12 protein-coding genes are annotated in these 14,287 nt (G+C 74.8%); 2 read left to right on the forward strand and 10 right to left on the reverse strand.

Annotated features, from left to right (window positions below; translation table 11 throughout):
- Nucleotides 1–12 precede the first annotated feature (12 nt).
- The 4 genes from AB0442_RS21960 to AB0442_RS21975 all read right to left on the reverse strand — a co-directional run bounded on the left by AB0442_RS21960 (nucleotide 13) and on the right by AB0442_RS21975 (nucleotide 4,340).
- A complete protein-coding gene (locus AB0442_RS21960) occupies nucleotides 13–597 on the reverse strand; it encodes a TetR/AcrR family transcriptional regulator (RefSeq protein WP_030271403.1) in 585 nt (194 codons plus the stop codon).
- 113 nt (nucleotides 598–710) lie between these two features.
- Nucleotides 711–2,969, reverse strand: coding sequence for a YhgE/Pip domain-containing protein (locus AB0442_RS21965; protein WP_366164664.1), 2,259 nt, complete (start codon nucleotides 2,967–2,969; stop codon nucleotides 711–713).
- Nucleotides 2,956–3,714, reverse strand: coding sequence for an ATP-binding cassette domain-containing protein (locus tag AB0442_RS21970; protein ID WP_366164666.1), 759 nt, complete (start codon nucleotides 3,712–3,714; stop codon nucleotides 2,956–2,958). Before AB0442_RS21970 ends, AB0442_RS21965 begins: the two co-directional genes overlap by 14 nt.
- A gap of 146 nt (nucleotides 3,715–3,860) precedes the next feature.
- Nucleotides 3,861–4,340 (reverse strand): carboxymuconolactone decarboxylase family protein, encoded by a 480-nt coding sequence (locus AB0442_RS21975; protein ID WP_366164668.1) that lies wholly within the window; start codon nucleotides 4,338–4,340, stop codon nucleotides 3,861–3,863.
- A 50-nt stretch (nucleotides 4,341–4,390) separates the two neighbouring features.
- Here AB0442_RS21975 and AB0442_RS21980 point away from each other — a divergent pair, with 50 nt between their 5' ends.
- The gene (locus AB0442_RS21980) at nucleotides 4,391–5,827 is read left to right on the forward strand and encodes a PLP-dependent aminotransferase family protein (protein ID WP_366164670.1); all 1,437 of its coding nucleotides are present in this window, start codon (nucleotides 4,391–4,393) and stop codon (nucleotides 5,825–5,827) included.
- 7 nt (nucleotides 5,828–5,834) lie between these two features.
- Here the strand turns inward: AB0442_RS21980 and AB0442_RS21985 are convergent, their stop codons facing one another.
- From AB0442_RS21985 to AB0442_RS21995, 3 genes are all read right to left on the reverse strand, one after another.
- Nucleotides 5,835–5,978, reverse strand: coding sequence for a DUF6126 family protein (locus AB0442_RS21985; protein WP_344627452.1), 144 nt, complete (start codon nucleotides 5,976–5,978; stop codon nucleotides 5,835–5,837).
- 38 nt (nucleotides 5,979–6,016) lie between these two features.
- Nucleotides 6,017–6,607: an XRE family transcriptional regulator gene (locus AB0442_RS21990; protein ID WP_344627453.1), complete on the reverse strand. Its 591-nt coding sequence runs from the start codon at nucleotides 6,605–6,607 to the stop codon at nucleotides 6,017–6,019.
- Nucleotides 6,608–6,675: 68 nt separating this feature from the next.
- Nucleotides 6,676–8,193, reverse strand: a complete 1,518-nt coding sequence (locus AB0442_RS21995) for an MFS transporter (RefSeq protein ID WP_366164672.1) — start codon at nucleotides 8,191–8,193, stop codon at nucleotides 6,676–6,678.
- A 102-nt stretch (nucleotides 8,194–8,295) separates the two neighbouring features.
- Here AB0442_RS21995 and AB0442_RS22000 point away from each other — a divergent pair, with 102 nt between their 5' ends.
- Nucleotides 8,296–9,261, forward strand: a complete 966-nt coding sequence (locus AB0442_RS22000) for a YafY family protein (protein WP_366164674.1) — start codon at nucleotides 8,296–8,298, stop codon at nucleotides 9,259–9,261.
- Nucleotides 9,262–9,264: 3 nt separating this feature from the next.
- On the opposite strand, the gene AB0442_RS22005 is transcribed toward AB0442_RS22000, so the two are convergent.
- From AB0442_RS22005 to AB0442_RS22015, 3 genes are all read right to left on the reverse strand, one after another.
- A complete protein-coding gene (locus AB0442_RS22005; protein WP_366164676.1) occupies nucleotides 9,265–10,998 on the reverse strand; it encodes a pyruvate dehydrogenase in 1,734 nt (577 codons plus the stop codon).
- Between the two features lie 112 nt (nucleotides 10,999–11,110).
- Nucleotides 11,111–13,507: a glycosyl hydrolase family 65 protein gene (locus AB0442_RS22010; RefSeq protein WP_366164678.1), complete on the reverse strand. Its 2,397-nt coding sequence runs from the start codon at nucleotides 13,505–13,507 to the stop codon at nucleotides 11,111–11,113.
- Nucleotides 13,504–14,262: a beta-phosphoglucomutase family hydrolase gene (locus AB0442_RS22015; protein ID WP_363545799.1), complete on the reverse strand. Its 759-nt coding sequence runs from the start codon at nucleotides 14,260–14,262 to the stop codon at nucleotides 13,504–13,506. The genes AB0442_RS22010 and AB0442_RS22015 overlap by 4 nt, the downstream gene beginning before the upstream one ends.
- Nucleotides 14,263–14,287: the final 25 nt, after the last annotated feature.

Raw genomic sequence — 14,287 nt, forward strand, 5'->3', positions numbered from 1 at the left:
TCGAAGGCCGTCCTAGGCCGGGGTGATGCGGCCGTGGACGAGGCGTACCAGGGCGGCGTGCACGTCGTCGAGGCTGCGGTCGGGCTGGAAGGCCAGCCAGTCGAGGGCGACCACCAGCACCATGCCGAACAGCGCCGAGGCGATCAGCTGGGTGTCCAGGTCGTCCGAGAGCAGGCCCTCGCCGACGGCCTCGTCGAGCACCGCTGCGACCACGGCGACGGCGCTGTCGCGCATCATCCGCAGCGACTCGTGCCAGGCCCGGTTGGTGCGCCAGGTCTCGGCGACGAACAGCTGCGCGAAGGACGGGTAGGCGGCGATGAAGACCAGGCCGGCCCGGATCATCGCGTCGAGGCCCTCCATCGGAGGTCTGCCCTCGGCGGCCTCCCGCAGCGAGTCGGTGAGCAGCCCGGTGCCGTGCTTGAGCAGGCCCTCGAACAGCTCGGTCTTGCTGGCGAAGTTGTAGTAGACGGTGCCCTTGGCCACCTGGGCGCGTTCGGCGATCTCGTCGACGGTGGTGGCGGAGAAGCCCTTCTCGGCGATGAGGGTGACGGCGGCCTCGTACAGCTTCTGCCGGGTCGCGCTGCGGCGTTGGCTCATGGGTGCTTCCGGAGGGTGGGGGACGCCGGCGCCGAGGGGCGCCGGGTGGGTGGGGAACGAAGAATGCCGGGCGCGCGGATCGTACCGCGCGCCCGGCAGGGTCCTGCGGAGTGTCAGAGGGACAGCTCCGGGTGCAGCCGGGAGAGCGTCCAGACCTGGCGGCGGCGGGCGGTCAGCACGGTGAGCGCGAGCGCGCCGGCCCAGAAGGCGGCGAGCACGGCGCTGCCCGTCCACACGACGGTGAGGTCGCCGCCGCTGATCAGCCTGCGCAGTCCGGCGACCACGTAGGTCATCGGCAGGAAGGGGTGGATCGCGTTGAAGAAGCCGGGGCTGGACTCGACCGGGTAGGTGCCGCCGGCCGAGGTGAGCTGCAGCATCAGCAGGGCGAGGGCGAGCAGCCGGCCGGCCGGGCCGAACCGGGCGTTGATCCACTGCATCAGGGCGGTGAAGCAGAGCACGGTGAGCGCGAGGTAGCCGAGCAGGCCGGCCGTCCGCTCGGGCTGCAGGCCGAGGCCCCAGTGCAGCACGCCGATCAGCGCGGCGGCCTGGGCGAGGCCCATCGCGGCGGCGGGCAGCCAGCCGGCCAGTGCCACCCGCCAGGAGGGGGCGTTGCCGGCGAGGGCGCGCGGGCCGAGCGGGCGCATCAGCATGTAGGTCACCATCGCGCCGACCCACAGCGCGAGCGGCACGAAGTACGGGGCGAAGCCGGTGCCGTAGTTGGGCGCCTTGTTGAGCTCCTGGCGGGCGAGGGCGACGGGGTCGCTCATCGCGGCGGTGCGGGCGGCGCGCTGGCCGTCGGTGTAGTCGGGGATCTTCGCGGCGCCGTCCTGCAGCCCGGTGGCGAGCTTGCCGGAACCGTCGGCGAGGGTGCCGAGGCCGTCGTCGAGGCGGGCGGCGCCGTCGGCGAGCCGGCCGGTGGCGGAGTCGAGGGCGGTCATGCCGGTGGAGAGCCGGTAGATGCCGCCGGAGAGGCGGTGGGCGCCGTCGTCGAGGCGGCCGAGGCCGCTGTCGAGGCCGCGGATGCCGGTGAGGGCGGCGGCGGTGCCCTGCTTGATCTTGGCGGCGCCGTCGGCGACCTGGTGGGCGCCGTCGTCGAGGCGGTGCAGGTCGGCGACCTTGGCGTCGAACTTCGCGGCGAGGTCGGGGTCGGAGAGCTTCCGGGCGGCCGTCTGCACGTCGTCGGCGAGGGCCGCGACCTCGTCCAGCTTGGGCGTCGCCCGGTGGATCAGGGCGTCGGTGTCCTCGGCGGCGGTGACCAGGCGGTGGCCGATCTTCGAGAGCTCGGCGTCCTCCCGGCAGTCGCCGGCGTCGTGGCCCGGGGCGGGCGTGCCGCCGGGGCAGTTCCGGGCGTACCTGGCGTCGATCTCGCCGGACACCTTGCGGGCGTCGGCGAGGACGGCCGCGGAGCGGGCGGGCAGGTCCTTCAGGTCGGTGGAGAGCTTCGCGGCGGCTTCGGCGGTGAGTCGGGCGGCGGTGCGGATCTGCTCCGGGTACGTGTGCAGCACCGGGGAGATCTTGCGGGCCAGCGGGTCGACCTCGTCGGTGAGCTGCTGGGTGCCGTCGGCGACCTGCCGGGCGCCGGTGGTCAGCTTGGCCAGGCTGTCGTCGATCCGGGCGATGCCGTCGTCGAGGCTGCTGCTGCCCTGCTTGGCCTTGTCCAGGCCGTCGGCGAGGTCGGCGGCGCCGGTGCGGGCGGTGCGGCCGCCGGCGGCGAGCTGCTCGGTGCCGTCCTTGGCGCGGGCGGTGCCGTCGGCGAGCTCCGCCGAGCCGTCGTGGGCCCGGTTGGCGCCGTCGGCGAGCTGGTGGGCGCCGGTGGCGGCCTGCGCGGTGCGGTCGTGCAGGTCGGAGAAGCCGAGGAAGATCTTGTCGTAGAACCCGGCGGAGGCCTTGGCGCTGGCGGCGGCCCGGACTTCCCCGAACACCGTCTTGGAGATCGAACCGACGACGTAGTTGTTGGAGTCGTTGGTGCGCACCTGGAGGGTGCCGCGCTCCGGGTGGTCGCCGTTGCTGCTGGCGATGCCGGCGCTGAAGCCGGCGGGGACGGTGAGGGTCAGGTAGTAGCGGCCGGTGGCGAGGCCCTTCTCGGCGTCGGCGGCGGTGGTCTCCTGCCAGTCGAAGGTGTGGCTCTGCCGGAGCCCGGCGGTCAGGTCGTGTCCGGCGTCGACCCGGTTGCCCTCGACGGTGACGGCGCGGTCCTCGTTGACGAGGGCGACCGGCAGCTTGTCGAGGCGGCCGTACGGGTCCCAGAACGACCAGAGGTAGAGCGCGCCGTAGAGCAGCGGGAGCAGCAGCAGGGCGGCCATCGCGGCGCGGGGCAGCCGGCCGCGGGAGAAGCGGCCGAACTCCAGGCGGGCCAGGCTAAGCGCGCGCATCGGCGGCCTCCTCCTCGGGTGCCGCGGCGGTCCCCGCGGGATCGTCGGTGCGGATCTCGACGGGCGCGGTGCGCGCGATCAGGTCGGCGAGGCCGGCGGCGCGTCCGGCGTCGGCGGTGGTGGCCAGCACGGTGGTGCCGCGGTCGGCGACGTCGCGGAGCAGCTGCCAGGCGGCGCGGCGGGCGGTGTCGTCGAGGCGGTCGTCGATGTCGTCGACGCAGAGCAGCCGGGGCCCGCCGATCAGGGCGAGCGCGGTCGAGAGCCGCAGGCGGTCGAGCGCGCCGAGTTCCCGGGCGGGGGTGCGCAGCCCTTCGGGGAGGGTCGCGGGGTCGAGGCCGGCGGCGGCGAGCGCGTCGGCGGCCCGCCGGTCGGTGCCGCGGCGCACCAGGGGGGCGAACGGGCGTCCGTACAGGTGGAGCTGTTCGCGCAGGTGGGCGGCGACGCTGAGCGCCGGGTCGGGCTCGTTGACGCCGGGGACGGGGCCGAGGGCGGCGATCCGGCGGACCTTGGCGGCGTGCCGGGGCAGTTCGAGGCCGTCGACGGCGGCGCTGCCGCCGGTGGAGCGCATCCGTCCGGCGAGGGTCAGCAGCAGGGAGGTGCGGCCGGTGCCGGCCTCGCCCTCCAGCGCGACCAGGGCGCCGGGTGGCGCCTCGAATCCGACGTCCCGGTAGACCCAGCCCCGTGCTCCGCGCAGTGACAACGCCTCGGCGCGGACGGCGGCCCCGGTGGTGTTCCGGTCGGCCATGGCTCCCCTCCCCCGTTTTTGAACTGACCAGTCAGTTCAAATATAGGGGCACCGCGGGTCCGGTCCCCACCGGACCGGACCCGACGGACTGTGAGATGGCTTACGGCTGCCCCGCATCGGCGGCCGGACACCTCCGGGACGGGCCCTCAGGCCTGCTTCGGGGCCGGGCTCAGCCGGGAGGTGATGGCGATCCGGTTCCACGAATTGATCGCGATGATCAGGGCGATCAACTGCGCCAGCTCCTGCTGGTCGAAGTGCTTGGCGGCCTCGTCGTAGACGGCGTCCGGCACGTGCCCCTGGGTGACCAGGGTGACGGCCTCGGTGAGGGCGAGGGCGGCGCGCTCGCGGGCGGTGTACCAGGGGGCCTCGCGCCAGGCCGGCAGGGTGGCGAGCCGGTGCTCCTGCTCGCCGCCCTTGCGGGCGTCGGTGGTGTGCATGTCCAGGCAGAACGCGCAGCCGTTGATCGCCGAGGCGTGGATCTTGACCAGCTCGGCCAGCGCGGGCTCGATCCCGGCCCGGGCGGCGCGGTCCAGGTCGATCATGGCGCGGTAGAAGCCGGCGGCCTGCTCGGGCAGGGAGATCCGCTGGACGGGGGCGGGGACGTAGGCAGTCTCGTCGATGGTCATGGGTCCCACGCTAGGAGCGAAGTGGCCCGCGGGTGTGGTTCATTGGCGGCATGGAATCCTGGGCCACTTTCGGCGGCGACCTGCACCTCGACCTGACCGCGGGGCGCTCCCGGGGCCTGGGCCTGCGGGCCGCCCTGGAGGACGCGCTGCGCGAGGCCGTCCGCACCGGGCGGCTGCCCCGGGGCACCCGGCTGCCGTCCTCCCGGGAGCTCTCCCGGGACCTCGGCATCGCCCGGAACACCGTGGCGGAGGCGTACGCCCAGCTCTCGGCCGAGGGCTGGCTGGCCTCCCGGCAGGGCTCGGGCACGGTGGTGGCGGACCGCGGCACCCCGTCCGTGCCGGCCCCCGCCTCGCCGGCGCCGCGCACCCCGGCCGTCCGGCACGACCTGATGCCGGGCCGTCCGGACGTCTCGCGCTTCCCGCGCTCCGCCTGGCTGGCGGCCGCCCGGCGGGCCCTGGCCACCGCCCCGCACGAGACCTTCGGGTACACCGACCCGCGCGGCCGGATCGAGCTGCGGCGCGCCCTGGCCGGCTACCTCGCCCGGGTCCGCGGCGTGCGGACCGACCCGGAGCGGCTGCTCGTCTGCGCCGGCTACACCCAGGGCCTCGGTCTGCTCTGCGAGGTGCTGCGCGAGCAGGGGGTGGGCACCGTCGCGGTCGAGGAGTACGGGCTGCCGCCGCAGCTGGAGGTGCTGTCCGCCAAGGGCCTGGCCACCGCGGCCCTGCCGCTGGACGCCGGCGGCGCCCGGACCGACCTGCTGGCCGGCACCGGCGCCGGGGCGGCGGTGCTCACCCCGGCGCACCAGTTCCCCACCGGGGTGCCGCTGCGGGCCGCCCGGCGGGCGGCCGCCGTCGCCTGGGCGCGGGAGAGCGGCGGGCTGGTGATGGAGGACGACTACGACGGGGAGTTCCGCTACGACCGCCAGCCGGTCGGCGCGATGCAGGCGCTGGACCCGGAACGGGTGGTGCACGCGGGCACGGTGAGCAAGAGCCTGGCGCCGGGCCTGCGGATCGGCTGGCTGGCGCTGCCGGCCGCGCTGGTCGGCCCGGTGGCCCGCCGCAAGGAGCTGGCGGACGGCCAGTCCGGGGTGATGGACCAGCTGACCCTGGCCGAGCTGATCGCCTCCGGCGCCTACGACCGGCACGTGCGACGCAGCCGGCTGCAGTACCGGCGGCGGCGCGACCGGCTGGTGGCGGTGCTGGCGGAGCGGGCGCCGGAGGTCCGGGTCACCGGCATCGCGGCCGGCCTGCACGCGGTGCTGGAGCTGCCGCCCGGCTCGCTGGACGAGGAGGAGCTGCGCCGGCAGGCCGCCTGGTTGGGCCTCTCGCTGAACACCCTGGGCTGGTGCCGGGCCCCGTCCGCGGGCCCGGAGCCGGAGCGCCCGCCGGCCCTGGTGATCGGCTACGGCACCCCGTCGGACCGGGCCTTCGAGCCCGCCCTGGACGCGCTCTGCACCCTGATCCGGCTCTCGGCTCCCGGGCCGTGAGGCGCCGTCAGCCGTTCTTCCGGGAGCCGATCTCGAAGAGCAGGATGACGAAGCCGGCGAAGACGTGCGTGGCGACCATGTAGATCGAGGCGCGGATCAGCACCCGGCGGTCGGTGCGCCGCCCGGCGTCGGTGGTGGTGGGCTTGCTCATGTCCGTCCTCCTGGGGTGTCGGGCCGGTCGAACGCCGGTCAGATCCGGGGTGCGTCGCCGAGGCACAGGTCGCCGCCGGGGCTCTGCAGCAGGGTGTGCAGGAACAGCAGCTCGACCCCGCCGGGCGTGTCGGCGGCGATGCAGTGCGGGGTGAGCGAGTCGAAGTGCGCCGAGTCGCCCTCGTCGAGGTGGTGGACGTTCTCGCCGAGGGTGAGCCGCAGCCGCCCGCGCAGCACGTAGAGCCACTCCTCGCCGGGGTGCACCCGGACGACGGCGTCCTGCACGCTCGGCGGCACCTGGACGCGCAGTGCCTGCAGGGCGCGGCCGGGCGCGCCGGCCCGCCGGTAGCCCCAGCCGCCGGCCAGCCCGGGCTCGATGGCGCCGCCGCGGACCACCGGGTCGGGCTCTCCGGGCTGCTCGCCGAGCAGCCCGGAGACGGTGGTGCCGTAGGCACGGGCGAGACCGAGCAGCACGGGCAGCGAGGGCTGCCGCCGCCCGGTCTCCAACCGCGACAGATAGGCTGGGGAGAGGCCGACCCGGGCGGCAGCGCCCTCCAGGGTCAGCCGCCCGGCCGTCCGGTGCTCGCGCAGTCGCGCGCCGAGGCCCGCGACCTCCTGGTCGTCCGTCATGCGACCAGTCCACACCCGTCGTGCCTGCCGGGCAAGAAATTTGCCCCAGAGGCAAACCGCTCGACGTCTCAGCCGATCAGCGCCGGCTCCTCCGCCGTGCGGACGGTCCCGTTCCGCTCGCCGCCGCCGTTGTCCTGGGAGCCGGTCTGCCCGGCCGTCCGCGGGCGGTGCTTCGGCAGTGCCCCCATCAGCAGGAACACCAGCAGCAGGCCGCCGGCCACCCACCAGAGCGAGGCGGTGAACGCGGCCGTGAACGCCCGGCCGTCGGCGAGTTCGGCCGGCGCCGCACTGTCGACCACGCCGAAGAAGGCCACCGAGGTCAGGCCGAGGCCGAGCGCCACGCCCAGCTGGTTCACCGTGTTGACCAGGCCGGAGGCGGAGCCGGCGTGCTCCCGCGGCACCTCGGAGAGCACCGCGTCCGTCAGCGGCGCCACGATCAGGCCCATCCCGGCGCCCATCACCACGAGCGGCGCCGCCATCTGCCAGGGGGTGATGCCGGTGCCCAGCCACTCGGCGAGGACGAGGTACAGGAGGGTGCCCGCCGCCATCACCAGCGCGCCCGCCCGCAGCACCCCGCGGCCGAACCGCGGCACCAGCTTCTGCACCGAGAGCCCGGCGGCGGTGGAGACCGCCAGCGAGAACGGCAGGCCGGTCAGTCCGGCCCGCATGGGGCTCCAGCCGAGGCCGAGCTGCATGTAGAGCGTCCAGACCAGGAAGAACACGCCGCAGGCGGTGCCGTGGCCGAGCTGCACGCCGATCCCGGCGGCGAAGCTGCGCACCCGGAACAGCGAGAGCTCCACCAGCGGGGAGCCGTCCCGGCGGGACTTGGCCCGCTCGTACCGGACGAACAGCGCCAGCACGGCGAGGCCGCCCGCCATCACCGCGTAGCCCCACAGCGGCCAGCCGAGCTCCCGGCCCTGGGTCAGCGGGTAGAGCACCATCAGCAGGCCCGCGCTGGCCAGCGCCATGCCGACCAGGTCCAGCCGGAGCGCCTGCGGTGCCTTCGACTCGTCGATGAAGACCCGGCCGAGCAGCAGTCCGGCCGCGCCGACGGGCAGGTTGACCAGGAAGATCGGGCGCCAGCCGAGGCCGGCCACGTCCCACTCGGTGAGCAGCGCACCCAGCAGCGGCCCGGTCACCGCGCCCAGGCCCACCATCGCGCCGAACAGGCCGAACACCTTGCCGCGCTCCTCGGCGGGGAAGCCCGCGTGGACGATCGCCAGCACCTGCGGCACCATCAGCGCACCCGCCGCGCCCTGCAGCACCCGCGCCGCGACGAGCATGTCCGGCCCGGTCGCGAGGCCGCAGAGCGCCGAGGCGGCGGTGAAGCCGGCGATGCCCAGCAGGAAGAGCCGCTTGCGTCCGTAGATGTCGCCGAGCCGGCCGCCGGTGATGAGGCCGACCGCGAAGGCCAGCGCGTAGCCGGCGCTGATCCACTGCAGCGCGCTGAACGAGGCGCCGGTCTCCTCCCGGATGCTCGGCATCGCGATGTTCACGATGGTGACGTCCACCAGGTCCATCAGGCTGGCCGTCATCACCACGGCGAGCGCGAACCAGCGCCTGCGGTCGGGACGTTCGGGGGTCATGGTGCTCCTCGGAAGCGCGTGGGAGGTCTCGGGGGGAACGCTTCCGACGCTAGGCCGCGATTAGGCCGGATCCTGACCGCAATGTGCGCGAGACTCGGGGCCATGACCGACACACCCGCGCGGCTGCTGTCCCTGCTGTCGCTGCTGCAGACCCCGCGCGAATGGCCCGGCGGCGAACTCGCCGACCGGCTGGGCGTCAGCCCGCGCACCGTCCGGCGCGACGTCGAGCGGCTGCGCGACCTCGGCTACCCGGTGGAGGCCACCCGCGGCCCGGTCGGCGGCTACCGGCTGGTCGCCGGCACCGCGATGCCCCCGCTGCTGCTCGACGACGAGGAGGCGGTGGCGATCGCCGTCGGCCTGCGGACGGCCGCCGGGCACGCCGTGGACGGCATCGAGGAGGCGTCCGTCCGGGCCCTCGCCAAACTCGTCCAGGTGCTGCCGTCCCGGCTGCGGCACCGGGTCTCCGCGCTCGACACCGCGACCGTCCCGATGCTGCCCGGCGACGGCCCCCGGATCGACCCCGAGGACCTGGCCGTGCTCGCCTCCGCGGTCGCCGCCGGGGAGAAGGTCCGCTTCGGCTACCGCGCCCGCGACGACGCCGAGACCCGCCGCCTCGTCGAACCGCAGCGCCTGGTCTCGGCCGGCCGGCGGTGGTACCTGGTCGCCCACGACACCGACCGGGACGACTGGCGGCTCTTCCGCGTCGACCGGATCTGTGCCCCGCAGCGGACGGGGCTGCGCTGCGCCCCTCGCGAACTGCCGGGCGGGGACGCCGCGGCCTTCGTCGCGGCCCGGCTGGCCGGCCCGGCCCGCTCCTACCGCGCGGTCGCCACCCTGCACCTGTCGCACGCGGAGGCCGTGCGCCGCCTCCACCCGGGCGCCGGCGAACTGGAGCCGCTGGACGGGCGGCGCTGCCGGCTGCGCACCCGGGCCGACCCGCTGGAGTGGCTGGCCGTCCGGCTGATCACCCTGGGCTGCGAGTTCGAGGTCCACGAACCCCCGGAGCTGGTCGAGCACCTGCGCGCCCTGGCCGGCCGCGCGGCCCGCGCGGCCGGGCCGGCGGACTGAGCGTCAGGGCCGCGGGACGTTCCGCAGGTTCGACCGGGCCAGGTCGATCATCCGGCCGACGCCGCCGGAGAGCACGGTGCGGCCGGCGGCCAGGGCGAAGCCGCGGAGCTGGGCGGCGGTGATCTTGGGCGGGACGGCCAGGGCGTTGGGGTCGGTGACCACGTCGACCAGGGCCGGGCCGGGGCGTTCGAGCGCCTCGGCGAGCACCTCCCGGACCTTGGCCGGATCGGTGACCCGCTTGGCGGGGATGCCGGCCGCCCGGGCGATGGCGGCGTAGTCGACGTCGCCGTTGTCGACCTCCCACTCGGGGTAGCCGCTGACCAGCATCTCCAGTTTGATCATGCCGAGTGCGCCGTTGTTGAAGACGACGGTCTTGACCGGCAGCCGGTGCTTGGCGACGGTGAGCAGTTCGCCGAGCAGCATGCCGAGCCCGCCGTCGCCGGACATCGAGACCACCTGCCGCCCGGGGAAGGCCAGTTGGGCGCCGACGGCGTGCGGCAGGGCGTTCGCCATGGAGCCGTGCAGGAAGGAGCCGATCACCCGGCGGCGGCCGTTGGGGGTGAGGTAGCGGGCCGCCCAGACGTTGCACATCCCGGTGTCGACGGTGAAGACGGCGTCGTCGGCGGCGACCTCGTCGAGCACCGAGGCCACGTACTCGGGGTGGATCGGGGTGTGCTTCTCGATGTCCCGGGTGTAGGCGCCGACGACGGTCTCCAGGGCCTTGGCGTGCCGGGCCAGCATGCCGTCGAGGAAGCGGCGGTCGGAGCGCTGCGCGAGCAGCGGCAGCACGGCCCGCAGGGTGGCCGACACGTCGCCGTGCACGGCGAGTTCGAGCGGGACGCGGCGGCCGAGCCGGGTGGCGTCGTGGTCGACCTGGATCACCCGCCGGGTCGGCAGGAAGGAGTCGTACGGGAAGTCGGTGCCCAGCATCAGCACCAACTCGGCCTCGTGCAGCGCCTCGTGGCAGGCGCCGTAGCCGAGCAGGCCGCTCATGCCGACGTCGTAGGGGTTGTCGAACTGGATGTGCTCCTTGCCGCGCAGCGAGTGCCCGATCGGGGCCAGCAGGGTGGCGGCGAGCTTCATCACCTCCTCGTGGGCGTCGCGGCAGCCCGCGCCGCAGAAGAGCGTGACGGTGGCGGCCGACTCCAGGGCCACGGCGAGCCGCTGGACCTGGCCCCAGGGCGGGGCGGCGACGGCCTGCTCGGTCAGGAAGGACGAGCTGCCGGTGGGGCCGGCCGCGGGCAGCGCGGCGACGTCCCCGGGGAAGGCCAGCACCGCGACGCCGCGCGCCCCGAGGGCGTGCTGCACGGCCACCCGGATCAGCCGCGGCAGCTGCGCGGGGGTGGAGACCGTCTCGCAGAAGCCGCTGCAGTCGGTGAACACCCGCTCGGGATGGGTCTCCTGGAAGAAGCCGGTGCCGATCTGCCCGGACGGGATGTGCGAGGCGAGCGCGAGGACGGGGACGCCGCTGCGCTGGGCGTCGTAGAGGCCCTGGACGAGATGGGTGTTGCCGGGCCCGCAGGAGCCGGCGCAGACCGCGAGCCGGCCGGTGAGTTCGGCCTCGGCGGCGGCGGCGAAGGCACCGGCCTCCTCGTTGCGGACGTGCACCCAGGAGATCCCCTCGGCGCGCCGGATGGCGTCGACCACCGGGTTGAGGCTGTCGCCGACCACGCCGTAGACCCGCTCGACCCCGGCCTGCCGGAGCACCTCGACCATCTGTTCAGCCACACTGCCCACGGGGTCCGCCCTCCGGTCGCCGGTCGCAGGTCGCCACCACCCTGCGACGGCGGACCGCGGCGGGCACCCCGTCCGCGGCGAACGGGTGAGGGCCTCGGGCCCTCTCTTCGGGTCACTCGGCGGGCAGGTGCTCGATCGGCTGGGCGTGCACGCCGGCCTGCGGGTGCCGCCGGGCCGGTTCGCGGCCGGGCGGCTGGGTGCACCGCTCGGGCGGCACCTCGGCGACCGTGGTGGGCCGGTGCAGCGGCGAGCCGGCCTTCACCTCCAGCACCTCGCCGTCGTGCTGCACCTGGATGCTCTCGCCGCGCTTGAGCGTGTAGGTGGTGGTGGCGTGGGTGATCTCGACCCGCAGCAGGTTGTCCCGCACCCGCAGCGCGAAGGAGAGCCGGCGCAGCCCGGAGGGAAGCCGGGGCCGGAAGGAGAGCCGGCCGCCACGGTCGCGCAGCCCGCCGAAGCCCGCCACCAGGGCGATGCAGGCGCCGGCGAGGGAGGCCATGTGCAGGCCGTCGCGGGTGTTGCCGCCGAGGTCGTGCAGGTCCATCAGGGCGGCCTCGGCGGTGTAGTCGTACGCCAGGTCGAGCTGGCCGACCTCGGCGGCGATGACCGCCTGGGTGCAGGCCGAGAGCGAGGAGTCCCGGACGGTGAGGCGCTCGTAGTAGGCGAAGTTGCGGGCCTTCTGCTCGTCGGTGAAGGCGTCCCCGCGGACCTGCATGGCGAGCACCAGGTCGGCCTGCTTGACGACCTGCTTCCGGTAGAGGTCGAAGTACGGGTAGTGCAGCAGCAGCGGGTAGTTCTCGGCCGGGGTGCTCTCGAAGTCCCACAGCTGGTGGTCGGTGAAGCCGTCGGCCTGCGGGTGCACGCCGAGGTTCTCGTCGTAGGGGATGAACATCGCGGCGGCGGCGTCCCGCCAGGCGGCGGCCTCCTCGGTGTCGACGCCGAGGGTGCCGGCCTCCAGCGGGTGCCGGGTGGCGGCCTCGGCGGCGGCGCGCAGGTTGGTCTGCGCCATGAGGTTGGTGAAGACGTTGTTGTCGGCGACGGCGCTGTACTCGTCGGGGCCGGTGACGCCCTCGATGCGGAACCGGCCGGCCGGGTCGTGGTGGCCGAGCGAGCGCCACATCCGGGCGGTCTCGACCAGGAGTTCCAGGCCCCAGGTGCGCTCGAACTCGACGTCGCCGGTGGCGGCCACGTAGCGGACGACGGCGGCGGCGATGTCCGCGCCGATGTGGAAGGCCGCGGTGCCGGCCGGCCAGTAGCCGGAGCACTCCTCGCCGCGGATCGTCCGCCAGGGGAAGACCGCGCCGGCCAGGCCGAGCTGGGCGGCGCGCTCGCGGGCCATCGGCAGCGTGGTGTGCCGCCAGCGCAGCGCCTGGTCGACGGCGGTGGGCAGGCAGTAGGTCAGCACCGGGAGGACGAAGGTCTCGGTGTCCCAGAAGCTGTGGCCGTCGTAGCCGGGACCGGTGAGGCCCTTGGCGGGGATCGCCCGCTCCTCGCTGCGGGCACCGGCCTGCAGCACGTGGAAGAGCGCGAAGCGGACGGCCTGCTGCAGCTCGACGTCGCCCTCGACCTCGATGTCGTTGCCGCCCCAGAAGTCGCCGAGGAAGCCCTTCTGCTCGGCGACCAGGCCGTCCCACCCGGTGTAGCGGGCGGCGGTCAGCGCGGCCTCCACCTGGTCGCGGACGGCGGGCAGCGAGCGGGTGGCCGACCAGCCGTACGCGACGAACTTGACCAGCCGCAGCCGCTCGCCGGCCTGCAGCACGGTGGTGACGCTGATCCGGCCCTGCTGCTCGGTCGCCTCGGCGGTGGCCTCGAAGCGGTCCGGGCCCTCGATGAGGTGGTCCATGCCGGCGGCGACCCGCAGGCCGCTGTACCGGGTGCGGTGCACCAGCACGGCCTTGGTGCCGACCGCCTCGTGCGCCTCGGCGACCAGCGGCGCCTCCAGCACGGCGGCGGCCCGCGGGTCGCGCTCGCCGTCGGGGAGCTGCTCGTTGGCGACCAGTTCGGACTGCAGCACGATCCGGACGGGCCCGTCGACCGCCTCGACGGTGTAGTCGAAGGCGGCCACCGCGCGCTGGGTGAGCGAGACCAGCCGCGCGGAGGAGACCTTGACGGTCCGTCCGGCGGGCGAGGTCCACTCGGCGGTGCGGCGCAGCACGCCGTCCCGGAAGTCCAGGCTGCGCTGGTGCTGGTGCAGGTCGCCGTAGCGCAGGTCGAAGGGCTCGTCGTCGACCAGCAGCCGGATGATCTTGCCGTTGGTGACGTTGATGACGCTCTGGCCGGACTCGGGGTAGCCGTAGCCGCTCTCCGCGTAAGGCAGCGGGCGCAGCTCGAAGACGCCGTTGAGGTAGGTTCCGGGCAGGCCGTGCGGCTCGCCCTCGTCGAGATTGGCGCGCAGGCCGATGTGGCCGTTGGAGAGGGCGAAGACGGATTCGGCGCGGGCCAGTCCGGCCAGGTCGAGGCCGTGCTCGACCACGCCCCAGGGGTCGATGGCGAAGGTGTCCTGGCCGTTCACCGCACCTCCCCGGGTGCGTCGGGGAGCAGGTCGGCGAGGTCGTTGACGACGAGGTCGGCGCCGTGCGCGCGGAGCTCCTCGGCCTGGCCGACCCGGTCGATGCCGACCACCGTGCCGAAGCCGCCGGCCCGGCCGGAGGCGACGCCGGCCAGCGCGTCCTCGAAGACGGCGGCGTGCTCGGGCGCGGTGCCGAGCTCCCGGGCGGCGGCCAGGTAGGTGTCGGGGGCGGGCTTGCCGGCGAGGTGGTCGCGGTGCGCGGTGATGCCGTCGACCACCACGTCGACCAGGTCGTCGATGCGGGCGGCCCGCAGCACGTCCCGGCAGTTGGCGCTGGAGGAGACCACGGCCCGCGGCAGGCCGAGGTCGCGCAGCCGGCGCAGGTAGGCGACGGAGCCGGGGTAGGGCTCGACGCCCTGCTCGCGGATCATCTGCAGCACGGTGTCGTTCTTGGCCCGGCTGAGCCCCTGGAGGGTGCGGGTGCCGGGGGCGTCCTGTTCGTCGCCCTCGGGCAGGTGGATGCCGCGCGACTCGAGGAAGCCCCTGGTGCCGTCGAGGCGCGGCCGGCCGTCGACGTACTCGTCGTAGTCGGCGACCGGGTCGAAGGGTACGAAGGGTGCGCCGGTGCGGTCCGCCTCGGCGCGCAGGAAGGTGTCGAACATGTCCTTCCAGGCGGCGGCGTGCACGGTCGCGGTCTGCGTCAGCACGCCGTCCAGGTCGAAGAGGAAGGCGTGGATGTCGTCCGGAAGCCCCAGCATGGCTGCAAGTCTTGCCGGTTCGGCC

This window comes from Kitasatospora sp. NPDC085895 (assembly GCF_040702125.1).
Lineage (GTDB): Bacteria > Actinomycetota > Actinomycetes > Streptomycetales > Streptomycetaceae > Kitasatospora > Kitasatospora arboriphila.